Annotated in this window: 20 protein-coding genes; 18 read left to right on the top strand and 2 right to left on the bottom strand. The window is 69.9% G+C overall.

The window, feature by feature from the left end:
- Positions 1-55: 55 nt before the first annotated feature.
- On the top strand, positions 56-2077 hold the full coding sequence (locus ACWD3I_RS28985; RefSeq protein ID WP_365408174.1) for a beta-galactosidase: 2022 nt from the start codon (positions 56-58) through the stop codon (positions 2075-2077).
- Positions 2078-2210: 133 nt separating this feature from the next.
- Positions 2211-3770 (top strand): glycosyl hydrolase 53 family protein, encoded by a 1560-nt coding sequence (locus ACWD3I_RS28980; protein WP_365408177.1) that lies wholly within the window; start codon positions 2211-2213, stop codon positions 3768-3770.
- A 140-nt stretch (positions 3771-3910) separates the two neighbouring features.
- On the opposite strand, the gene ACWD3I_RS28975 is transcribed toward ACWD3I_RS28980, so the two are convergent.
- A complete protein-coding gene (locus ACWD3I_RS28975; protein WP_365408180.1) occupies positions 3911-5326 on the bottom strand; it encodes an FAD-binding oxidoreductase in 1416 nt (471 codons plus the stop codon).
- Between the two features lie 102 nt (positions 5327-5428).
- Between ACWD3I_RS28975 and ACWD3I_RS28970 the strand changes: the two genes are divergently transcribed.
- Positions 5429-6088 carry a TetR/AcrR family transcriptional regulator gene (locus ACWD3I_RS28970; RefSeq protein WP_365408183.1) on the top strand — a complete coding sequence of 220 codons (660 nt, stop codon included), beginning with the start codon at positions 5429-5431 and terminating at the stop codon, positions 6086-6088.
- Positions 6089-6128: 40 nt separating this feature from the next.
- On the opposite strand, the gene ACWD3I_RS28965 is transcribed toward ACWD3I_RS28970, so the two are convergent.
- The gene (locus ACWD3I_RS28965) at positions 6129-8813 is read right to left on the bottom strand and encodes a cellulosome protein (RefSeq protein WP_365408185.1); all 2685 of its coding nucleotides are present in this window, start codon (positions 8811-8813) and stop codon (positions 6129-6131) included.
- A 217-nt stretch (positions 8814-9030) separates the two neighbouring features.
- Here ACWD3I_RS28965 and ACWD3I_RS28960 point away from each other — a divergent pair, with 217 nt between their 5' ends.
- From ACWD3I_RS28960 to ACWD3I_RS28890, 15 genes are all read left to right on the top strand, one after another.
- The gene (locus ACWD3I_RS28960) at positions 9031-10053 is read left to right on the top strand and encodes a LacI family DNA-binding transcriptional regulator (RefSeq protein ID WP_365408188.1); all 1023 of its coding nucleotides are present in this window, start codon (positions 9031-9033) and stop codon (positions 10051-10053) included.
- A gap of 130 nt (positions 10054-10183) precedes the next feature.
- Positions 10184-11425, top strand: a complete 1242-nt coding sequence (locus ACWD3I_RS28955; protein WP_365408192.1) for a sugar ABC transporter substrate-binding protein — start codon at positions 10184-10186, stop codon at positions 11423-11425.
- 10 nt (positions 11426-11435) lie between these two features.
- Positions 11436-12422, top strand: a complete 987-nt coding sequence (locus tag ACWD3I_RS28950) for a carbohydrate ABC transporter permease (protein WP_365408195.1) — start codon at positions 11436-11438, stop codon at positions 12420-12422.
- Positions 12419-13243 carry a carbohydrate ABC transporter permease gene (locus ACWD3I_RS28945; protein WP_365408198.1) on the top strand — a complete coding sequence of 275 codons (825 nt, stop codon included), beginning with the start codon at positions 12419-12421 and terminating at the stop codon, positions 13241-13243. The genes ACWD3I_RS28950 and ACWD3I_RS28945 overlap by 4 nt, the downstream gene beginning before the upstream one ends.
- 42 nt (positions 13244-13285) lie before the next feature.
- Entirely contained in the window at positions 13286-14989 is a 1704-nt protein-coding gene (locus tag ACWD3I_RS28940; RefSeq protein ID WP_365408201.1) for an amylo-alpha-1,6-glucosidase, read from the top strand.
- Between the two features lie 126 nt (positions 14990-15115).
- Complete coding sequence (locus ACWD3I_RS28935) at positions 15116-15403, top strand: helix-turn-helix domain-containing protein (protein ID WP_365408204.1); 288 nt, start codon at positions 15116-15118, stop codon at positions 15401-15403.
- A 51-nt stretch (positions 15404-15454) separates the two neighbouring features.
- Entirely contained in the window at positions 15455-16417 is a 963-nt protein-coding gene (locus ACWD3I_RS28930; RefSeq protein ID WP_365408207.1) for an SMP-30/gluconolactonase/LRE family protein, read from the top strand.
- Between the two features lie 59 nt (positions 16418-16476).
- Positions 16477-16932: a fluoride efflux transporter CrcB gene (crcB, locus tag ACWD3I_RS28925; RefSeq protein ID WP_365408210.1), complete on the top strand. Its 456-nt coding sequence runs from the start codon at positions 16477-16479 to the stop codon at positions 16930-16932.
- Positions 16929-17309, top strand: coding sequence for a DUF190 domain-containing protein (locus ACWD3I_RS28920; protein ID WP_266831649.1), 381 nt, complete (start codon positions 16929-16931; stop codon positions 17307-17309). The genes crcB (ACWD3I_RS28925) and ACWD3I_RS28920 overlap by 4 nt, the downstream gene beginning before the upstream one ends.
- On the top strand, positions 17306-17668 hold the full coding sequence (crcB, locus tag ACWD3I_RS28915) for a fluoride efflux transporter CrcB (RefSeq protein ID WP_365408214.1): 363 nt from the start codon (positions 17306-17308) through the stop codon (positions 17666-17668). Before ACWD3I_RS28920 ends, crcB (ACWD3I_RS28915) begins: the two co-directional genes overlap by 4 nt.
- 73 nt (positions 17669-17741) lie before the next feature.
- Complete coding sequence (locus ACWD3I_RS28910) at positions 17742-18578, top strand: undecaprenyl-diphosphate phosphatase (protein ID WP_365408217.1); 837 nt, start codon at positions 17742-17744, stop codon at positions 18576-18578.
- Between the two features lie 159 nt (positions 18579-18737).
- Positions 18738-19421 (top strand): FadR/GntR family transcriptional regulator, encoded by a 684-nt coding sequence (locus ACWD3I_RS28905; protein ID WP_365408226.1) that lies wholly within the window; start codon positions 18738-18740, stop codon positions 19419-19421.
- Positions 19418-20872 (top strand): amino acid permease, encoded by a 1455-nt coding sequence (locus ACWD3I_RS28900; protein WP_365408220.1) that lies wholly within the window; start codon positions 19418-19420, stop codon positions 20870-20872. Before ACWD3I_RS28905 ends, ACWD3I_RS28900 begins: the two co-directional genes overlap by 4 nt.
- 32 nt (positions 20873-20904) lie before the next feature.
- Positions 20905-21921 carry an asparaginase gene (locus ACWD3I_RS28895; RefSeq protein ID WP_365408223.1) on the top strand — a complete coding sequence of 339 codons (1017 nt, stop codon included), beginning with the start codon at positions 20905-20907 and terminating at the stop codon, positions 21919-21921.
- 115 nt (positions 21922-22036) lie between these two features.
- A partial coding sequence (locus ACWD3I_RS28890; protein WP_451084205.1) for a lyase family protein occupies positions 22037-22404 on the top strand: 368 nt, incomplete at its 3' end.

Here is a 22404-nt window from a genome sequence, read left to right as displayed (position 1 = left end):
CCGCTGATCGGCTGTGTGCACGTTCCCAAAAGATCGACCACAACGGGAGAAATCCATGCCGGAAGCCACCCCCAGGGGCCTCACCAGGCTCGCCTTCGGTGGGGACTACAACCCCGAGCAGTGGCCGGAAAGCGTCTGGCAGGAAGACGTCCGGCTGATGCGCGAGGCCGGCGTCACCATGGTGAGTGTCGGAATTTTCTCCTGGGCGCTCCTGGAGCCCTCACCTGGGGCATACGACTTCGGCTGGCTCGACCGTCTGATCGATCTGCTGCACGAGCACGGAATCCGCGTAGACCTCGGCACGCCCACCGTGGTGCCGCCGGTCTGGTTCTACCGGGCCCACCCCGACGCCCTGCCCGTGTCACAGGAGGGCGTGCGCTACGAGTTCGGCTCGCGCGGCGCCATCTGTCACAGCAACGCCGAGTACCGCGCGGCCGCCGCGAACATCACCACCCGGCTCGCCGACCGCTACGGCGACCACCCGGCGCTGGCGATGTGGCACGTGCACAACGAGTACGGCGTTCCCGTCTCCGCCTGCTACTGCGACTCCTGCGCGGCCCACTTCCGCCGCTGGCTGGAGACGACCTACGAGAAGGTCGAGGCCGTCAACGAGGCCTGGGGCACCGCGTTCTGGGGTCAGCGGTACGCGGACTTCGGGGACATCAACCCGCCGCGCCTCGCCCCGACCGTCGGCAACCCGGCCCAGGCGCTGGACTACAAGCGGTTCGCCGACGCCACCATGCGCGAGAACTTCGTCATGGAGCGGGACATCCTGCACCGCCTCGCGCCCGGCGTCCCGGTGACGACCAACTTCATGACCGCTCTCAGCCAGTGCGACTCCGTCGACTACTGGGCCTGGGGCCGTGAGGTCGACATCGTCACCAACGACCACTACCTGATGACCGACGGCCGCCGCACCCACGTCAACCTCGCGATGGCCGCCGACCTCACCCGCTCGGTGGCCGGGGGCGCGCCCTGGATCCTCCTGGAGCACTCCACCTCGGGCGTCAACTGGCAGGCCCGCAACCCCGCCAAGGCGCCCGGCCAGATGGCCCGCAACTCCCTCGCCCACGTGGCGCGCGGCTCCGAGGGCGCCATGTTCTTCCAGTGGCGGCAGTCCCGGCGCGGCGCCGAGAAGTTCCACTCGGCGATGCTCCCGCACGGCGGCACCGACACGCGCGTGTGGCGTGAGGTCGTCGAGCTCGGCGCGTCCCTCGACTCGCTGAGCACCCTGCGAGGCACCCGCACCCAGGCCGACGTGGCCGTCCTGTGGGACTGGCACTCCTGGTGGGCGCAGAACCTCGCCTGGCGCCCCAGCGAGGACCACGACCCGCGCGAGCGTGCGGACGCCTTCTACGAGGCGCTCTACGACCGGCACCTCACCGTCGACTTCGCCCACCCGGAAGCCGACTTGTCGAGGTATCCCCTTGTCGTGGTGCCCGCCCTCTACCTGATGACGGAGGCGGCCGGGAACAACCTCAAGGAGTACGTGGAGAACGGCGGCACCGTCGTCGTCTCCTTCTTCTCGGGCATCGTCGACGAGCACGACGCCGTGCACGAGGGCGCCTACCCCGGCGCGCTGCGCGACGTCCTCGGTCTGACGGTCGAGGAGTTCTCGCCGCTCTTGCAGGGCGAGAACGTGCGCATCACCGGACCCGACGGCTCCGAGCTCAGCGGCGACGTGTGGACCGAGTTCGTGGTGCCGCGCGGCGCGGAGACGGTCTGGACGTACGCCGAAGGCCTCACCGAGGGCCGGCCGGCGGTCACCCGCCACCGCCACGGCCAGGGCACCGCCTGGTACGTCTCCACCCGCCTCGGTGCGGAGGGCCTCGACGCGCTGCTCGGCTGGGCGGTCGAGGACGCGCAGGTCGCGGCGCGTGTCGACCTGCCCCGCGACGTCGAACTCGTTCGCCGCACCGGCGAGTCGGGGACGTATCTCTTCGCGATCAACCACACCGCGTCGGACGCCAAGGTGCCGCTGGAGGTCTCCGGCACCGAGCTGCTGACCGGTGAACGTGCCGCGGGCCGCATCGAGGTCCCCGCGGGTGCCGTCCGGGTCGTACGACTCGACGGCTGAGCCGAGGCCCCACCGGCCGAACCGACTCCCCTCCGCCCGTGCGAGCCGCTCGTGCCGCGGGCGGAGGGGCCCCTTCGCCGGCTCCGGCGAGGGACATCCCCAACCCCATTTGTCGAAGGGACGACGGACGAAGATGTTCCATCCCAGACGCACCCTCCGGGCCCTGCTCCTCCCGCTCACCGCCGGGCTCGCCCTCACCGCCCTGCCCGCGCAGACCGCCCAGGCGGCCAGCACGCTCACCAACGGCGGTTTCGAATCGGACGGCGCGGGCTCGGCAGCCCCGACCGGCTGGTCCGAGTACGGTTCGACCGGCGCCTCGTACAGCGAGTCCGGTGGCCACGGCGGCAGTTACCGCCTCAGCCACTACGCGTCCTCCGCCTACAAGGTGGAGACGTACCAGTACCTGTCCGGGCTGACCAACGGGAACTACACCCTCACCGCCTGGGTCCGCTCCGGCGGCGGGCAGAACTCCGCGTACATCTCGCTGAAGAACTGCGGCAGTTCCGAGCAGCGCACCAACCTGCCGGTCTCCGCCAGCGGCTGGATACGTGTCGTCACCTCCGTCGCGGTGACGAACAACCAGTGCACGATCAGCATCAACTCCGATGCCAACGCGGGCAACTGGATCAACGTCGACGACCTGACCTTCACGTCGGGCTCGACCGGCACGTCCATCAAGGGCTCGGACGTCTCCTCACTCGCCAAGAGCGAGGCCCTCGGCGGTACGTACAGGACCAGCTCCGGCACCACCGGTGACGCGCTCGCGATCCTGAAGTCCGCCGGACAGAACTACGCCCGCGTCAAGGTCTGGGTGAGCCCGAAGGACGGCTACAACACCAAGACGCAGGTGCTGGCGCTGGCCAAGCGCATCAAGGCGCAGGGCATGAAGCTGCTGGTCGACTTCCACTACTCGGACACCTGGGCCGACCCCGGCGCGCAGACCGTGCCGTCCGCGTGGTCGGGACACAGCTACAGCCAGCTGAAGACGGACGTCTACAACCACACGTACGACGTCCTCAACGCGCTGAAGGCGCAGGGCACCACGGCCGACATGGTCCAGGTGGGCAACGAGATCAACGGCGGCATGCTGTGGAGCGTGGGCTCCACCTCCAACTGGTCGCAGCTCGCCGGTCTGCTCAACTCCGGCTACGACGCGGTCAAGGCGGTCAGCTCCTCCACCCAGGTGGCGCTGCACCTCGCCAAGGGCGGTGACCTGACCGGCACCCGCTGGTGGTTCGACAACGCGGTCTCCAACGGCGTGAAGTTCGACGTCATCGGCCTGTCCTACTACGGCTACTGGCACGGCTCGCTCGCCGACTTCCAGACGACCCTGGACGACGCGGCCGCCCGCTACGGCAAGCCGGTCTTCGTCGCCGAGACGGCCTACCCCTTCCGTCTGGACAGCGACGACTCCTACGAGAACATCATCGACCTCTCCAGCGAACTGGTCTCCGGATACCCGGCCACGACGGCCGGCCAGACCCGGTGGATGAACGACGTCGCCAGCATCGTGGAGGCCGTTCCGAACGGCCGTGGCCTCGGCGTCTTCTACTGGGAGTCGACCTGGACCGCGGTGACCGGCAACGGCTGGGACCCGACCGACGCCACATCCGGCAACGGCTGGGAGAACCAGGCGCTGTTCGACTACGACAACAAGGCGCAGCCGGCGATGGCGTGGTTCAGCCACCGGTAGTCCCGTGAGGCGCGCAGTTCCATGACACGGGGGCCCGGCCGTAGCCGGGCCCCCGTGTGCCGTACGGCCGTACTGGTTCACCGCGCGCCCGAGAAGCACTGCCCGTCGGCGCGCGCCGTCGCCGGGGCCCGGCGACGGCGTCAGTGCGCGGGCGCGATGTTCTTGTTGTGGCGGAGCAGGTTCCGGGGATCCCACGCCGCCTTGGTCTCCGTGAGCCGCCGGTACTTGGCCTCGCTGCCGTACACGCCGCGCCGCCACGCCTCGCCCTGGTCCTCCGTGAGGTTGATGTAGGCGTTGGGCAGGGTGTGCGGTCGCAGGGCGGCCACGGTCGTCCCGGCCCAGGCGTCGAACGCCGCGTCCTGTTCCGGGTCCGTCCACACGGTGGCGGTCTCCCACAGCCAGGACGCCCCGGCGCGGGAGAAGGCCGTGGCGTCCTCGTCGACGTCCTCGGAGATCGCGCCGCCCAGCGACCAGACGTTGACCGCGGTGATGGTGCCCGGGAAGTTCGGCGCGGCGGTCACGCGCTCGACCAGCGCGTCGATCGCGGACTCCGTGAGGGAGGCGAGATAACCGCCGCGCGCTCCGGCACGCAGGCCGTAGGGGGCGGTCACGTCGAGCATGCTGTTCGTCTCGAGCCAGGTGGTGCGCCGCACCGTATTGACCAGGGGGGTCCCCAGGGCCGCCAGTGCCGCGATCGTCTTCTCCGCGTCCTCGAAGTCGCCCGTGTGGACCGGGATGAGGTTCAGGATCAGCTTTCCGTGCGCCTCCTGGGGCAGGTCCGGCAGCGGCGGCGCGTAGGTGAGCGCGGTCGCCAGCCCGAGTTCGCGCGGAGCCCGCGCCATGAAGGCGGGCAGTTCGGCCAGGACGGCCGCGGCCTGGTCGCCGGGGAAGACGATCATGCCGGAGACGACGTCCGGGCCCAGCGGATGGGCGCGGTACTCGAAGGCGGTGACGACACCGAAGTTGCCGCCGCCTCCGCGCAGCGCCCAGAACAGGTCGGGGTTCTCCTTCTCGTCCGCGCGGACCTTCCGGCCGTCGACGGTGACCATCTCGCAGGCGAGCAGATTGTCGACCGTGGCGCCGAAGCGCCGCATGAGATGGCCGATGCCACCGCCGAGGGTGAGTCCGGCGACGCCGGTGGAGGTGACGGTGCCGGAGGGCACCACCAGGCCGTGCTCCTGCGCGGCGGCGTCCAGTTCGCCGAGCAGGACACCGGCCTGTGCCCGCACGGTACGGGTGTCCGGATCGACGGTGATGCCGCGCATGCCGGACAGATCCAGCACCAGCGCGTCGCCCGGCATGGCGTGACCGTCGGAGCCGTGGCCCCCGCCGCGCACCGCGACGGGCAGATCGCGTGCGGACGCGTAGCGCAGCGCGGTGGCGACGTCGTCCTCGTCGGCGCACCGGGCGATCAGCGCGGGGCCGTGGTCGGCGGCTCGGCCGTTGAAGACGACCCGCGCCCCGTCGTAGCCCTCGTCGCCAGGGCGCAGGACGGTACCGCGGAAGTCGAACGGGAAGTCGCGGTGGGCGAGGGATGTGGGGGTTGAGCTGCTCATACGTATCTCCCTGAGAGCGGGCAGGCCGCAGTCGCGGACTGCCCCGCCGCTAACCGGAAATTCATTTTCCGGTACTGCTTCGGGAGCGTAACATTCGGCAACGTGAACGAAGTCGCCCCCTCCGGTGCCCGCCCCCAGCGGGCCGACGCCCGTGAGAACGTCCGGCAGATCCTGCGTGCGGCCCGTGCCGTTTTCGCCGACCGCGGCTACGAGGTGTCCATCGAGGAGGTCGCCCGCCGCTCCGGGCTCGGGATGGGGACCATCTACCGGCACTTCCCCAACAAGCGCGCCCTCGTCGAGGAGGTCGCGATCGGCCATATGCGGGAGACCTCCGAGGTCCTGGCCCGCGCCCTGACCGAGGAGCCGGACGCCTGGTCCGCGTTCACCCGCGTGATGCGCCATATGGCCGAGGTCCGCAGCAGTCAGATGTTCCCCGTCTCCCGCAGGCGGACGACGGAGTCCGGCCCGGCTCTCGTCGCCGCCCGCGACGCCCTGCTGGCCGACCTGGACGGGCTCGTCGCGCGGGCGCAGGGGGAGGGTGCGCTGCGGGGGGACGTGAACACGTACGACCTGGTCCTGATGATGGTCTCGCTGCCGCCGCGGATCCCCGAGAGCGAGGGCGTCGCCGCGGACCTGACCGGTCGTCAACTGTCGGTCCTGCTCGATGGATTGCGCGCCGCCCCCGGCGGGGAACACCTGCCGGAGCCGGCCGCCGGCCGCCTGGATCTGGACGAGTTCTTCCGGACGCGCTTCGGGATCTGAGCCAGGGGGGTGGTACCGCGGTGCCACCCCCCCCCTGCGGTCACCTCTCCGTGAGCGGGGTCACCGCGACGCGGTCGATGACCGGGGCGTACGGGGACCGCTGGTCGTACTGGTTGTAGGTGTCGCCGTTGAAGTCGGGCAGTTCCCGGGCGGTGAAGGTGAGCCGGTTGGAGCCCTTCTTCAGGGTCACCGGGACGGTCAGTTCCCAGAAGTTGTTGAAGTGGAAGGTCGTCGGGAAGAGGATCCTGCGGGCCGGGCCGCCGTTGACCGAGAGGTCGGCGTGGCGGGCGATGGGGTCGGGGTTGTAGTGGGTCGCGGGCGCCTGTTCGGCGTTGGAGTAGCGGATCGTCACCGCGTGCCGCCCGGCCCGCCGGGCGACGACGTCGACGGCGAGGGCGTTGGCCGTGCCGTCACCGATGTCGGTGACCGCCTTGCCGCCGGAGGCGAAGGTGTAGGTGTCGGTCACCTTGGCGGCACCGGTGAGGGTGCCGTCCTCGGCCTGGTACACCCTGGTTGGCAGGGTTCCGCCGGAGGGGGCGACCCGCAGCCGGTCGAGGAGCAGCGCGCGTGAACTCCCGCTCACCACGATCTTGTTGATACCGCCCGACAGGAACACCCGGACCTGCTCGGTGCCCTTCTTGCCGCCCTTGATGTCGAAGACCTTCTCGCCGTTGAGGGCCAGGCTCGCCCGTCCGCCGCCCAAGTGGTCGACGGACACGGTCGATTCACCCTCGGCGGGGGAGTGGACCCAGAAGGTCGCCGAGCCGCCCTTGGACAGCGGTACGGCGCCGGGACCTGAGGCACCGCGGTGGGTGTAGGTGGGCTGGGTCCCGTTCAGCGTGGCGTACTCGGCCTCGTACACCGCCGGCGCGGCCACCTTCGCGTCCCGCAGCGACAGGTCGACCTTGTCGATGATGGCGTCGCCCTTGGTCACACCGAGGTCGGCGTCCTTCGCGGCGAGGGTGATGCGGTGCCTGCCCGCGGTCAGCTTGACCGTGGTGTCGGTGTGCCCCCAGACGACCCACTTGTAGCCGAGCGGCAGCCGCAGCTCCTGCGGGGCCGTGCCGTCGACGCGCAGGAAGACGTCGGTGGGGCCCTGCTCCTTCACCAGGTCGTACAGGTTGTAGGAGTTGGCGAACACACTCAGGTCGTACGTCCCGTCCTGCGGGACCTCGACGTCGAAGGCGAGGACGCCGTCCGAGCCGGTGCGCAGACCGCCCACGTTGTACGTCCCGGAGGTGGCGAACCCGCCGACGTTGGACGGTGTGCCTTCCGGACCGTTCTTGGAGTAACCGCCGCCGGTGTAGGTGGCGTTCTCCGCCTCGTACGTCTTGCGCCAGCTCACCGAGGGCTCGGCCGATACGCCGCCATGGCCGCCGGGGGAGAGGACGACCTGGTACGCCGACATCTCGTTCATGCCGGTCATGGGCAACTTCACGGTGCCGTCCGCGCCGACCGCGAGCTCCTGGTCCGCGAGGCGCAGCGGCGGGGCGGAGTCGCCGACCTGGCCGGTCCAGGGGATCTCCTGGACGGTGGCGTGGACCGTCGTTCCGAACAGCTCGGGGTCGATGTTCTCGAAGACGACGTCCGCGTCACCGCTCCTGCCGCCGAAGAGGGCCCTCGACTGCCGCTTGCTCTCGTCGAGGGTGGCGACGCCCTGGAGGGTGTACTGCTGGTTGGGGCGCGGGGCGGTCACCTGGACCGTGTGACCGGACATCTGGCCGTAGGCGTTGAACAGCCACCACTGGCCGTTGCCCTTGTTGGCCTCGACGGCCGAGTCGTTGAGATTGCCGTCGATGTTCCAGTACGCCAGATCGGCGTCGATCTTGGACTCCTCGATGGCGGAGACCCACTGCACGACCTGGCCGGGTACGGACAGATGGAAGTTGTGGCCGTACTCGTTGACGTTGACGGGCAGCGGGCCGACGCCGACGTCCTTCTCCATCTGCCGGTACTTCGCCACGTTCGTGCGGACGGCGGCGGGGCTGGACAGCTCGTGCCAGCTCATCACGTCGGGGACGACGTCGTTGGCCTTGGCGTACTGCAGGAAGCCCTTGACCTGGTTGTAGAGAACGCTGGTGTTGGGGCCGGCGATCCGGGCGTCCGGATCGAGGCCCTTGATGAGGTGGTAGACCTCCTTCCAGGCCGCGAAGTAGTGCTGCGGGTCGCTGAGCCAGGAGACCTTGTCGTAGCTCCACTCCCCGGTGCCGAACATGTTCCCTTCGGGCTCGTTGAAGGGGACGTAGACGACGTGGTCCTGGTACGCGTCGTCCATGGTCAGGACTTGCTGGACCTGCTTGGTGATCTTCTCCTTGAAGTCGGCGAGCCGTGCCGGACCGTCGTTGCCGGGCCACTGGTAGGGGAAGCCGCGGTAGATGTCGGTCATGTAGATGTAGACGTCCTTGCCGCCCGAGTCCACGAACGGCGGCAGCATCTCCAGGGCGTCCGCGCCCGGGTGCTGGGGTCCGTCCTGGGCCTTCGTCGACACCGTGCGGACGTGCATGCCTTCCAGGACGTTGCGGCTGGGCACGCCGTCGCCGTAGACGCCGTAGAGCGATCCGGAGGCGCCGCCGTGGAAGGCGCCCGTGTCGGTGGCCAGGTCGATGGTGAGCTTCTCCGGGTCCGCCGCGCCGGCGGTGCCGGTGGCGGCGGGGACGGTGAGCAGGGCGGCGAGGACCGCGGTGGCGGCCAGGCCTGCTCTGGTTCTGCTGCGGGTGCGTGGCACTGGGGTCTCCGTGGGGATCCTGAGGGGATGGGACACGTGACTCGAACCGGTTCGATGACAGCGACGGCGGACGCTAGCAGTGCCGGAAAACGGTCAGCAATACCCTCGACGCGGATTTCCCAAGGCTTCCTGGATATGGACGCAAGGCATTGACAGCGGCTCCGGCGGCTCCTAACTTCCCTTCACGCGAACCGGTTCGACAAAGGAGAGTGCTCTCGTGAACATCGGTGAGATCGCCAAGCGGGCCGGGGTCTCGCGGAGCACCGTCTCCTACGCCCTCAGCGGCAAGCGCCCGGTGTCGGACGACACCCGGCAGAAGATCCAGCGGGTCATCGACGAACTGGGCTACCGCCCGAACGCGAGCGCCCGCGCCCTGGCCAACGGCCGCACCAGCACCCTCGGCCTGGTCTTCCCGCCCGCCGGCAACCATTACACCGGCATGCAGCTGGACTTCATCGGCAGCGTGGTGGAGGCCGCGGCGACCTACGACTACGACGTGCTGCTCTCCCCGAGCGGCGTCGACAGCGACCGCTCCTTCCAGCGACTGCTGGCCGAGCGGCGGGTCGACGGGGCGATCCTCATGGAGATCAGGCTCCAGGACGACCGGCTCGACCACCTGGCCGCCGAGAACTTCCCCTCCGTCTGCATCGGCCGCACCGGGCAGCCGGACGGCGACTGGTGGGTGGGCCTGGACCACACCGCGCTGGCGGCCGCCTGCGTCCACCACCTCGCCGACCTCGGCCACCGCAGGATCGCCCTGGTCAACCGGCCCGAGCGGATGCTGCGCGCCGGGTACGAGTCGGCGCACCGCGGGCTCGAGGGCTTCACCAAGGCCGCGGCCGAGCGCGGGCTCATCGTACGGACGTACTGCTGCGGCGACGACGCCCCCTCCGGCGAGGCGTGCATGGAGCGGATCCTCGCCGACGATCCCGCCACCACGGCGCTGGTCACCCTCAACGAGGCCGCGCTGGGCGGTATCTACCGCGGCCTGTCCGTGGCGGGCCGCCATGTGCCGCGTGACTTCTCCGTCACCGGAGTCGTGGCCGGCAGGTGGGCGGAGACGGTGACCCCGCAGCTCACCGCGGCGGACGTGCCGGCCGAACAGATGGGCCGGCTCGCCGTCGAACTGCTCGTCGAGCGGCTGGACCACCCCGACGCGGCGCCGCGCCACCACCTGCTCGCCCCGCCCGTCTCCCTGCGCTCGAGCACCGGCCCCGCGCACCCGCACCGCGACGCCTGACGCCCGCCCGAGCACCTTTTCCCGCTTCTTCCCCTCCTCACCGGCCGTGTCCGGCCGGCTGCCTCCCGACCCCCATCTTCGGCATGCCTCGATTCGGCATGCCCTCGCCGAGAACACGAAGGAACGCGCCATGAACGGATCCACCGGACGACGGCTCACCGCCGCGGCCCTGACCGTCGCTGCTCTCACCACCGGCACCACCGCCTGCTCGTCCGACGGAAGTTCGTCCGCGACGGGGGAGGACGGCGGCACCTACACCGTCTGGGACCCCTACCCGCAGTTCGCCAAGGACTCGGCCTGGGTGAAGCTGCTCGACGGCTGCGGCGCCAAGGCCGGTGTGAAGGTCAAGCGGACCGCGTTCGACACCAGCGACCTGGCCAACAAGACGCTGCTGGCGGCCCAGCAGGACAACTCACCGGACGTGCTCATCGTCGACAACCCCGTGGTGTCGACCCTGGCGGAGGCCGGAGTCCTGACCACCACCGACGACACCGAGCTGGACACCTCGAAGGTCGATCCCAACCTGCTGGCGGCCGGACAGTCGGACGGGAAGACCTACGGAACTCCCATCGGCGCCAACACCCTCGCCCTCTACTACAACAAGGAGGTCCTCAAGGCCGCGGGCGTCGACGTCGCCTCCGTCAAGGACTGGCCGTCGCTGACGGCGGCCCTGGAGAAGGTCGACAAGGCGGGCAAGAAGGGCATCACCTTCTCCGCGATCGGCACCGAGGAGGGCAGCTTCCAGTTCCTGCCCTGGTTCTGGGGCTCGGGTGCGCAACTCACCGAACTCGACTCCGCCCAGGGGGTGTCGGCGCTGTCGCTCTGGAACGACTGGCTGAAGAAGGGATACGCCCCCAACTCGGTCCTCAACAACACCCAGACCACCAGCTGGCAGGAGTTCGCCACCGGCGACTACGCCTTCGCGGAGAACGGCACCTGGCAGCTCGCGAACGCCCAGAAGGCCGGCTTCGACTACGGAGTGCTCCCGATACCCGGCGCCTCCGGAGGCAACGCCGCCGCCCCGACCGGCGGGGAGTTCGTCACCGTCCCGGTCCAGGGCGACACCGGCCGCTACACCACCGCACGCAAGCTGGTCTCCTGTCTGACCAGCGACGCCAGTCTCCGGGAAACCGACACCACGCTGTCCTACGTGGCACCCGTCAGCGCCGTACAGGACGAACAGGTGGCGGCCAACGCCGAGTTGAAGCCCTGGGTGGCGGCCGTCAAGGCGGCCAAGGGACGCACCAGCGACGACCTCGGCACCAAGTACCCCAAGATCTCGGAGCAGTTGTGGAAGGCGGTCCAGTCGGCGCTCAGCGGTGCCAAGTCGCCGAAGGACGCGCTGACCTCGGCGCAGAGCGCGGCCGAGTGACGACGGTCCGATGAAGCAGACGACACACCTGTCCGAGCGCCGGCTCGCGCCGGACCGGAAGGGGGCGGCCGCCGCCGCCCCGCTCCCGGCCCGCTCCCTGCCGAGGCGCCGCCGCCCGACCTCCCAGCAGTGGGCCGCCTGGGCCTTCCTCACTCCGGTCACCCTCTACCTCGGCCTCTTCTACGCCTATCCGCTGTACCGCAACCTCGACCTGAGCCTGCGCCACTACACCGTCCGCTCCTTCGTCCAGGGCGACGCCCCCTTCACCGGCCTCGCCAACTACCGCACCGTCTTCGACGACCCCACCTTCGCCCCGGCCCTCACCCATACCGTCGTCCTCACCGTCGTGTGCCTGGTCTTCCAGTACGCCATCGGCCTGGCCCTCGCGGTCTTCTTCAACCAGCACTTCCGGCTCTCCACGACCCTGCGCGCCCTGTTCCTCGTGCCGTGGCTGCTACCGCTGATCGTGTCCGCCTCCACCTGGTCGTGGATGCTGAACAGCGACTCGGGCATCGTGAACGCCGCCCTGCACGCCGTCGGCGTCGACCCGGTGAACTGGCTGACCTCACCCACGTGGTCACTGACCTCGGTGATCATCGCCAACATCTGGATCGGCATCCCGTTCAACCTGGTCGTCCTCCACAGCGGCCTCCAGTCGATCCCCCACAGCCTCTACGAGGCGGCCGCGCTCGACGGCGCGAACGCCTGGCGGCGCTTCTGGCACATCACCTTCCCGCTGCTGCGCCCGGTGTCCGCCATCACCCTGCTGCTGGGCCTGGTCTACACACTCAAGGTCTTCGACATCATCTGGATCATGACCAAGGGCGGCCCCGCCGACTCCTCCACCACCTTCGCCACCTGGTCCTACCGGCTCGGCTTCGGCAACCTCCTGCCCGCCTTCGGCCCCGGAGCGGCCGTCGGCAACCTGCTCGTGGTCGCCGCCCTGGTCTTCGGCCTGGTGTATCTCAGGGTCCAGCGAAAGCAGGCACTGTCGTGAACCGAAGTGACAGGCGCACCTGGTGGAAGACGGCCATCGGTCTCGCGCTCACCGCCGTCATGCTCTTCCCGGTCTACTGGATGCTCAACGCGTCCTTCACCCGCGACCAGGACCTGCGCAAGAGCCCACCCGGCCTGTTCCCCGCACACGGCACGCTGGAGGGTTACCGGGCCGTCCTGGACGACCAGTTGCCCTACCTCGCCACCAGCCTCGTCATCGGTCTGGGCACGGTCGCACTGACCGTGGCCCTCGCCGCGCCCGCCGGCTACGCCCTGGCGAAACTGCGACCGCGAGGCGGCGGTGTGCTGGGCTTCCTCTTCCTGGCCGCCCAGATGATCCCCGGCATCATCATGGCGATGGGCTTCTACGCCATCTACCTCAGCCTCGGCCTGCTCCAGTCGGTGCCCGGCCTGATCGTCGCGGACTCCACACTGGCCGTCCCCTTCGCCGTACTGATCTTCACCGCGTTCATGTCCGGCATCCCGGAGGAACTGCTCCAGGCCGCGAAGACGGACGGCGCCGGGCCGCTGCGCACCTTCCGGTCGATCGTGCTGCCCATGAGCCGCAACGCCGTCGTCACGGTGTCACTGTTCGCGTTCCTGTGGTCCTGGTCCGACTTCGTCTTCGCCGGCACCCTCGTCAACGGCGGCACCCACGAGCCGATCACCCTCGGCATCTACCACTACATCGGCAACAACAACCAGCAGTGGAACGCCATCATGGCCACCGCCGTCGTGGCCTCGCTGCCGGCCGCCGTCATCCTCGTCCTCGCCCAGCGCTACGTCGCCGCCGGTGTGACCGCCGGTGCCGTGAAGGACTGACCGGCCCGTGCCGTTCCCGCCCAAGAAACGAGTAGCCCCTTCATGACCGCAGCCCGCTCCGGCCCGGCCTTCTCCCTCCACGACATCCCGTTCAGCACCCGCGGCTCCTGGTTCGGCATCTCCCCGGTCCTCGCGGAGAAGACGTACGCCGAGGACCTCCACCTGGTCTCCCACCAGAACGGCATGCACCCCGTCCTGCGTCTCGCCCCCGAGGCGCCGGCCCGCTTCACCGCGACGCCGAGCCTGCTCACGTGGAGCGGCCCGAACGGCCGGATCGACCTCGCCTACGAGTCACCGGACACCGTCCGGCTGCGCGGCACCGGGCTCGGGCTGCGTGTCACGGCGGCGGCGCGGGCCCTGACGCCCTTCACCGGTACGTACTTCTTCCGCGACCCGGTCGACGGATCCCACGTCTTCACCTCGTACGAGACCGGCCGCCGCTACCGCGTCACCGTACTGTCCGGCAGCGTGGCCGAGCCCACCGGCGGGCAGGCGCTGGGAGAGGCCGACCGCGGTCTCACGCTCACCGGCGCGAGCTGGGAGGCGGCGGTCGAGGAACTCGACACCGCCCGCCGCCCCTACACCTCCACGGCGACCTTCGACGAGGTCGAGGCGGGGGCGGAACGGGCCTTCGCCGCCTTCGCGGACGCTGTCGCCCCCTGGCGCTCCCCGCGCACCCCTGCCGCCGAACTCGCCGTCTACGTCCTGTGGTCGGCGACCGTCGACCCGGCGGGCCTCGTCACCCGGCCCGCGGTGCTGATGTCCAAGCACTGGATGGACAAGGTATGGAGCTGGGACCACTGCTTCAACGCCCTCGCCCTCGCCCCCGGAGCACCCGCGCTGGCCCGGGACCAGTTCTGTCTGCCGTTCGACCACCAGGACGAGAGCGGGGCGCTGCCCGACTCGGTCACCCACTCGGAGGTCCTCCGCAACTTCGTCAAACCCCCCGTCCACGGCTGGGCCCTGGCCCGACTGCGCCGACGACTGGCGGCACCCCTCGACCGTGCCGAACTCACGGAGATCTACAACAGGTTGAGCCGCTGGACGGACTTCTGGCTCACGGCGCGACGGGCGCCGGACACCGCCCTGCCCCACTACCAGCACGGCAACGACAGCGGCTGGGACAACGCCACGTCCTTCGACCCCGCACGCGTGGTCGTCACCGCCGACCTGGCCGCCTTCCTCACCCTCCAGCTGCGTGAACTCGCCGTCCTGGCAACGGAACTGGACCTGCCCGGCGAGGCCGACCACTGGTCCCGCACCGCCGAGGCGACCCAGGCCGCCCTGCTCGACGAACTGTGGACGGGGGAGCGGTTCGTGACGCGGGGCGCCGACAGCGGTGACACCTGGACCAGTTCCAGCCTCCTCGACCTGATGCCGATCGTCCTGGGCGAGCACCTTCCCGAACACATCGGCAAGACCCTGGCCACCCGGATCGAGGCCCACCTCACCCCGTACGGCCTCGCCACCGAACTGCCCACCTCACCGCACTACCGCGCCGACGGCTACTGGCGCGGCCCCATCTGGGCACCCGCGACCGTCCTCATCGAGGACGGTCTGCGCCGAGCCGGTCACCACCGGCTCGCCGACGAGATCGGAGCCCGCTTCCGGACCCTGTGCGAGACCCACGGCTTCGCCGAGAACTTCGACGCCCTCACCGGCACGGGCCTGCGCGACCGGGCGTACACCTGGACCGCCGCCGCATACCTCCTCCTCGCCGGGAACCACCGACCGGATCGCCCATAGGTACACAGACGTTCCTCGCAAGTCCGTTCGGTATCGGACAAGCCGTGTGAAGTCCGTACACGGCGGCCTGGACTGCGGGACAGTGGGAACACACGGTACGAGGAGGCCGGTCCGGAGGGGGAAGGCATGCTGAGGACTCCCGTCAGTGAGCGACGGCTGGACATTCTGGAATGGCTGAAGGACCCGGCCGCGCACTTCCCGTCGCGGCGTCGCCGCGATCCGACCGAGGACGGCGTCACCGCGGACGCCGTGGCCGCCAAACTCGGGGTGCGCCGCCAGGTCGCCGACACCCACCTCGAACTGCTCACGGACATCGGCCTGTTGCGCGCCAAGCGGATCCGGCGGCGCACCTACTACCGACGGGACGAGGTGCGGATAGCGGAGGTGGCGCGCATGTTCGAGAAGGGCTGGTAAGAAGGGCTCTCGGGCCGCCAAGGGCTCCGAGGTGACGAAGGGCGGACGTCCGTGGAGCGTGCACAGGTGCTGGTCCCGCGCAGGTACGTCGCGATCGGCGGCCGCGGCCCCGAGGACGTCGTCGCCGACAGCCGGGACCGTGTGCTGACCGGCGTGGAGGACGGCCGTATCCTCCGCCTCGACGGTCTCGCCGACCCGGCCACGACCCGTGTCGAGGTGCTCGCCGAGACGGGCGGCAGACCCCTCGGCCTCGAACTCCTCGCGGACGACACCCTGTTGGTGTGCGACGCCGAACTCGGGCTGCTGCGCGTCGACCTGAACACGGGCGTCGTGCGCATCCTCGCCGACTCGGTGGCGGGGGAGCGGCTGCGGTTCTGCAGCAACACCGTCGCCCTCTCCGACGGCACCGTGTACTTCACGGTCTCCAGCCGCCGCTACCCCCTCGACCAGTGGATCGGCGACCTCGTCGAACACACCGGCACGGGCCGGCTCCTGCGCCTCGCACCCGGCAGCGAGACACCCGAAGTCGTCCTGGACGGGCTCCAGTTCGCCAACGGCCTCGCCCTGAGCGGCGACGAGTCCTTCCTGGTGGTCGCCGAGACCGGCGCGTACCGCCTGACCCGCCACTGGCTCACCGGCCCGAACGCGGGCCGCTCCGAACCCTTCGTCGAGAACCTGCCCGGCCTGCCCGACAACATCTGGCGCGCCCGACCCGACGGACCGATCTGGGTGTCCCTGGCCGGACCCCGCGTCCCCCCGCTGGACCTGCTGCACCGCGCCGGCCCGGCCGCCCGCCGTGCCGCCGCCCGGCTGGCCGTGCACGCCCCCTTCCGTCCCACGGGCACGATCGGCGTCCTCGCGGTCGACGACCACGGCGAGATCGTCCACCACCTCACCCGCCGTCACTCCGGTTTCCGCATGGTCACCAGCGTCTGCGAGGCGGCCGGCCACCTGGTCCTGGGCAGCCTCCGGGAGCGGGGCGTGGCCCTGTGCGAGCCGCCCGCGCCCAAGTGAGCCCGGCGTTACCCTGTTGACGGCCGTGATCAGGCCGTCCAGGCAGGAGACGTACGACCATGACAGCCCCGGAGACCGAGACTCTCCGCGTCCCCACCCCCCGGCAGCCGGTCCTGCGCGGCCAGGGACCCGTGGTCGCCGTGGTCGCGCTAGGCGGTGCGCTCGGGGCCACGGCCCGGTACGCACTCTCCCTCTGGTGGCCCTCGCAGCCCGGCGGATTCCCCTGGGCGACCTTCTGGACCAACGTCGTCGGATGCGCCGTGATCGGTGTGTTCATGGTGGTGATCACCGAGATGTGGGCCGCGCACCGCCTGGTCCGCCCCTTCTTCGGTACCGGCGTCCTCGGCGGCTTCACCACCTTCTCCACGTACGCCGTCGACGTGCAGAAACTCCTCGACGCGGGCCACCCCGGCACCGGCCTGGCCTACCTCGCCGCGACCCTGTTCGCGGCCCTCACGGCGGTGTGGCTCGCCGCGACGGCGACCCGCCGCGTCCTGAAGCGGAGGCAGCCATGACGAGGCTGACCGGTGACGCCCTGCGGGTGACCGTGTTCATCGGCGAGCACGACACCTGGCACCACAAGCCCCTCTACAGCGAGATCGTGCACCGCGCCCACGCGGCTGGTCTCGCGGGCGCCAGCGTCTTCCGGGGCATCGAGGGCTTCGGCGCCTCCTCCCGGATCCACACCTCACGGCTGCTGTCCCTCAGCGAGGACCTGCCGGTCGCGATCGTCATCGTCGACACCGAGGAGCGCGTAAGGGCCTTCCTGCCGCAGCTCGACGAACTCGTCACCGAAGGCCTGGTCGTCCTCGACGACTGCGAGGTCATCAGGTACGCCGGGCGGGGCGAGGAATCCGGCGAATCGGACGCGAACGGTAAGAGGTCGTTGTGAACTGGCTGCTGGTCGTCGCGGGCGCCACGGTCGGTGCCCCGCTCCGCTATCTCACCGACCGCGCGATCCAGTCCCGCCACGACTCGGTCTTCCCGTGGGGCACCTTCGTCGTCAACGTCACGGGCTGCCTGATCCTCGGCCTGCTGACCGGCGCCGCCGGGTCCCACCACCTCCAGCTCCTGCTCGGCACCGGCCTGTGCGGCGCCCTGACCACGTACTCGACCTTCTCGTACGAGACCCTGCGGCTGACCGAGACGGGCGCGGGACTGTACGCCCTCGCCAACGTGGTCGGGAGCCTGGTCGCCGGTCTGGGAGCCGCGTTCGCGGGTGTGGAACTGGCGGGCGCCGTCTGGGCGTAAGGCTTCGGGACATGTCCGCGTGTAGTAAGACTGTCCCCGCCGAACCCCCTCCCCGCTGGAAGAACTGGAACCCATGAGCGCCATCAGCGTCGGTCAGGCCGTCGTCCTCGGAGCCGTCGAGGGGGTGACCGAGTTCCTGCCCGTCTCCTCCACCGGCCATCTGAAGATCGCCGAGGGACTCATGAACATCCCCGTCGACGACGACGCCGTCGTCGGGTTCTCGGCCGTCATCCAGGTCGGCGCCATCGCCGCCGTGCTCGTGTACTTCTTCAGGGACATCGTGCGGATCGTCTCCGCGTGGGGCCGTGGGCTGCGGAACAAGGAGGAGCGCTACCACCACGACTACAAGTTCGCCTGGTGGGTCATCTACGCCACCGTCCCGATCGTCGTCGTGGGCCTGGCCGCCAAGCCGCTCATCCAGGGCCCGCTCGCCTCGCTGTGGGTCGTCGCGGGCTCCCTGATCGTCGGCAGTGGCGTGATGTGGGCGGCGGACCAGATGGGCCGGCACAAGCGCGGGGAGGACGACACCTCGCTCAAGGACGCGATGCTCGTGGGCAGCTCCCAGATCCTCGCGCTGCTCTTCCCCGGCTTCTCCCGCTCGGGCGCCACCATGTCGACCGCGCTCATGCTGGACCTGGACCGCGTCGCCGCCACCCGCCTGTCGTTCTTCCTGGGCATCCCCGCCCTGACCGGCGCCGGAATCTACGAGCTCAAGGACGCGCTCGGCACCGGCGCGGGGGCGGCCCCGCTGGCCGTCGGCACGGCCGTCTCCTTCGTCGTCGCCTACGCCTCCATCGCCTGGCTGCTGAAGTTCGTGGCCAAGCACTCCTTCAACGCCTTCGTCATCTACCGGATCGTGGTGGGTGCGCTGCTGTTCGGCCTGCTGGCGACGGGTGCACTGAGCAGCTGACCGGACGCCCGGGAGGTGTGAGACGGCTTTCATGTCTCACACCCCGTGAAAATCTCCATTCGCACGCCTTGACAGCACCCTCCCGCCGCCCGGAGTATCACTCCCGTGAACCTGTCAGACAGCCGGACAGCCGGACAGCCCCCGCGACGCGTCAGTGCCATGGAAGCGGTGCTGGCGTATCTGCGTGGCGCCATCGAGCACGGGGAGTACGCCATCGGCGACAAGCTCCCCTCCGAGGCCGAGCTCTGCCGCACCCTGGAGGTCAGCCGGCCCGTCCTGCGCGAGGCCCTCAGGGCCCTGCAGACCATGGGCCTGACCGTCTCCAAGACCGGCAAGGGCACCTTCGTCGTCGCGAACGCGGTGGAAGACCCCACCTTCGGCGACTACGCGGCCAGCGACCTGCTGGAAGTGCGCCGCCATGTCGAGATCCCCGTCGCCGGGTACGCGGCCGTGCGCCGCACCCCGGAGAACCTCGACCACCTGGCCCATCTCCTGGACCGCATGGAGCGGGAGACGGACACCACGGCGTGGGTCGCGATGGACACCCTCTTCCATCTCGCCGTGGCCGAGGCCGCCCAGAACCCGGTCTTCCGCCGGGTCATCGAGGAGATCCGTGACGCACTGGCGCGTCAGTCGGCCTTCCTCAACGAACTGGGCGGCCGCCGGGAGCAGTCCAACCGGGAGCACCGGGCGATCGTCGAGGCGCTGATCGACGGTTCCGAGCTCGACGCGGTGGAGGCCATGTCCCACCACCTCGACCGCGTCGAGACCACCCTCACCGACATCGTGCGTTCCCCCGGCAAGGGCACGGACACCCCCACGGAAGGCAACCCCCAGGCGTGAGCGAGCAAAGCCTGCACGACGGCGTGCAGAAACGTTCCGGCCATGTCGACGCCGGAGACGAGGGCTACAGCAAGTCGCTGAAGTCCCGGCACGTCAACATGATCGCCATCGGCGGCGCCATCGGCACCGGCCTCTTCCTCGGAGCCGGCGGCCGCCTCGCCGACGCCGGGCCTTCGTTGTTCATCGCCTACGCGGTCTGCGGAATCTTCGCGTTCCTCGTGGTCCGCGCCCTCGGTGAACTCGTCCTGTACCGCCCGTCCTCCGGCGCCTTCGTGTCCTACGCCCGGGAATTCCTGGGCGAGAAGGGCGCCTACATCGCGGGCTGGATGTACTTCCTGAACTGGGCCACCACCGGCATCGCCGACATCACCGCCGTGGCCGTCTACACCCACTACTGGGGCATGTTCTCCGACATACCGCAGTGGGTGATCGCGCTCATCGCGCTCGCCGTCGTCCTCACCGTGAACCTCATCTCGGTGAAGATGTTCGGCGAGCTGGAGTTCTGGTTCGCCATCATCAAGGTGGGCGCGCTCGTGGCGTTCATGTTGATCGGCATCTTCCTGCTGGTCACCCAGCACGAGGTCGGCGACACCACCCCCGGCCCGGCCCTGATCACCGACAACGGCGGCGTCTTCCCCAACGGCCTGCTGCCCATGCTGCTGATCCTCCAGGGCGTCGTCTTCGCCTACGCCTCCGTCGAGCTGGTGGGCGTCGCGGCCGGTGAGACCGAGAACCCCGAGAAGATCATGCCGAAGGCGATCAACTCGATCATGTGGCGCGTCGGCCTCTTCTACGTCGGCTCGGTCGTCCTGCTCTCGATGCTGCTGCCGTGGAACAAGTACACCGGCGGCCAGAGCCCCTTCGTCACCGTGCTCTCCAACATCGGCATCCCGGCCGCCGGCGGAGTGATGAACCTCGTCGTCCTCACCGCGGCCATGTCCTCGCTCAACTCCGGCCTCTACTCCACCGGCCGCATCCTGCGCTCCATGGCGAAGTCCGGCTCCGCGCCCAAGTTCACCGGCGTCATGAGCCGCAGTCAGGTCCCCTACGGCGGCATCCTGCTCACCAGCGGCATCTGCGTCCTCGGCGTCGGCCTCAACTTCGTGGTCCCCGCCGACGCGTTCGAGATCGTGCTCAACTTCGCCGCGATCGGGATCCTGTCCACCTGGGGCATGATCATGCTCTGTCACCTGCTCTTCTGGCAGAAGACCGAGAAGGGCGAACTGACCCGACCGGACTACCGGCTGCCGGGATCCCCCTGGACCGAACTCGTGACGATGGTGTTCCTCGCCTCCGTCCTGGTCCTCATGTACGCCGACGGCGGCGTCGGACGCACCACCGTGCTGTGCCTGCCGCTGATCGCGGGCGCACTGGTCGCCGGGTGGTACGCCATCCGCGGCCGGGTCGCCCGCACCTCCACCGAGACCGAATCCACCGCCGCCGACGCGTGACCCGCGTGGCGCACCCTTAGAAGCAGGAAGTGATGTACAGCAGTCTCGTCGCGGACCCACCCCTGATCCGCGAGCCCCTCCACGCCCCCGTCGCCCACCTCATACGCGGCGGGGTCGTGGAGGGCATCCACTACGGTTCCGTCGTCGTCCTCGGCGCGGACGGGCAGGTCCGGTTCCAGCTCGGCGACATCGAGGCGGCGTTCTATCCGCGCTCGGCGCTGAAGCCGGTGCAGGCCGTCGCCATGGTCCGGGCCGGGCTTCCGCTCGACGGTGAGCTGCTGTCGCTGACCGCGGCGAGCCACTCCGGCGAGGAACGTCATCTCGCAGGTACCCGGCGGATCCTGGAGCTGGCGGGCGTGGGCGAGGACGCTCTGCGCAACGTCCCGGACATGCCGTACGACCCGGTCGTACGGGATGTGTGGGTGCGGGAGTCCCGACCGCCGTCGCGGATCGCCCAGAACTGCTCCGGGAAGCATGCGGCGATGCTCTACACGTGCGTGCTGAACGACTGGCCGCTCGAGGGCTATCTGGACCCGGGCCATCCGCTTCAGCAGGCGATCGCCGAGATCGTGGAGGACCTCACCGGGCAGCGGATCGCTCAGGTGACCGTGGACGGTTGCGGGGCGCCCTTGTTCTCCGTGTCCCTGCACGGGCTTGCCCGGGCCGGGGCGCGGATCACCTCCGCGGCGCCGGGTACGCCTGAGGCCCGGGTCGCCGACGCGATGCGGACGCATGCGGAGATGGCGTCCGGGGCGGGGCGGGACGTGGCCGCGTTGATGCGGGCCGTGCCGGGGCTGTTGGCCAAGGACGGGTTCGAGGGCGTTCAGGTTGCCGCCCTGCCGGACGGGCGTTCTGTGGCCGTGAAGATCGCTGACGGGGCGAATCGGGCGCGGGTTCCTGTCGCGGCGGCGGCGCTCGCTCGCGCGGGCGTGGACGAGGCGTTGCTCACGGAGTTTGCCGGGGAGCCGTTGCTCGGGGGTGGCAGACCGGTCGGTGAAGTTCGGCCGGTTCGGTCGCTGGAGCCCGTTGTTGTTTCGGCCTGCGCCTAAGGAGTTGCCCCGATTTCTTGATTTGCGGCTGCGGGCCCGTTGTGGCTGGTCGCGCAGTTTCCCGCGCCCCTAGGTGGCTCACCCTCACCCCCTCAGAAAGGGACCCCGAACTCTCATGACCGTCGTCGTCACCCGCCGCGAGCACGATCTGCTCGGTGACCGTGATGTTCCCGCCGACGCCTACTGGGGTGTGCACACCCTGCGTGCCACCGAGAACTTTCCGATCACCGGCATGCCGATCTCCGCCTACCCCCACCTGATCGACGCCCTCGCGGCCGTCAAGGAGGCCGCCGCGCTCGCCAATGAGGAGCTCGGGCTGCTGGAGCCGCGGAAGGCCGCCGCGATCGTCGAGGCCTGTCGCGAGATCCGGGACGGCAGGCTGCACGATCAGTTCGTCGTCGACGTGATCCAGGGCGGTGCCGGTACCTCGACCAACATGAACGCCAACGAGGTCGTCGCGAACCGGGCGTTGGAGCTGCTGGG

This window comes from Streptomyces sp. NPDC002817 (genome assembly GCF_053592055.1).
Note: the sequence above shows the minus strand (reverse complement) of the source record. Positions and strands in the feature narration are given on the sequence as shown.

Bases quoted from the DNA above. Each gene is read 5' to 3' on its own strand.
- crcB (WP_365408210.1), top strand. From the start codon at position 16,477: ATGACAGCCCCGGAGACCGAGACTCTCCGCGTCCCCACCCCCCGGCAG.
- ACWD3I_RS28980 (WP_365408177.1), top strand. From the start codon at position 2,211: ATGTTCCATCCCAGACGCACCCTCCGGGCCCTGCTCCTCCCGCTCACC.
- ACWD3I_RS28985 (WP_365408174.1), top strand. From the start codon at position 56: ATGCCGGAAGCCACCCCCAGGGGCCTCACCAGGCTCGCCTTCGGTGGG.
- ACWD3I_RS28920 (WP_266831649.1), top strand. From the start codon at position 16,929: ATGACGAGGCTGACCGGTGACGCCCTGCGGGTGACCGTGTTCATCGGC.
- ACWD3I_RS28905 (WP_365408226.1), top strand. From the start codon at position 18,738: ATGGAAGCGGTGCTGGCGTATCTGCGTGGCGCCATCGAGCACGGGGAG.
- ACWD3I_RS28895 (WP_365408223.1), top strand. From the start codon at position 20,905: ATGTACAGCAGTCTCGTCGCGGACCCACCCCTGATCCGCGAGCCCCTC.
- ACWD3I_RS28975 (WP_365408180.1), bottom strand. From the start codon at position 5,326: ATGAGCAGCTCAACCCCCACATCCCTCGCCCACCGCGACTTCCCGTTC.
- ACWD3I_RS28955 (WP_365408192.1), top strand. From the start codon at position 10,184: ATGAACGGATCCACCGGACGACGGCTCACCGCCGCGGCCCTGACCGTC.
- ACWD3I_RS28935 (WP_365408204.1), top strand. From the start codon at position 15,116: ATGCTGAGGACTCCCGTCAGTGAGCGACGGCTGGACATTCTGGAATGG.
- ACWD3I_RS28910 (WP_365408217.1), top strand. From the start codon at position 17,742: ATGAGCGCCATCAGCGTCGGTCAGGCCGTCGTCCTCGGAGCCGTCGAG.
- ACWD3I_RS28940 (WP_365408201.1), top strand. From the start codon at position 13,286: ATGACCGCAGCCCGCTCCGGCCCGGCCTTCTCCCTCCACGACATCCCG.
- ACWD3I_RS28950 (WP_365408195.1), top strand. From the start codon at position 11,436: ATGAAGCAGACGACACACCTGTCCGAGCGCCGGCTCGCGCCGGACCGG.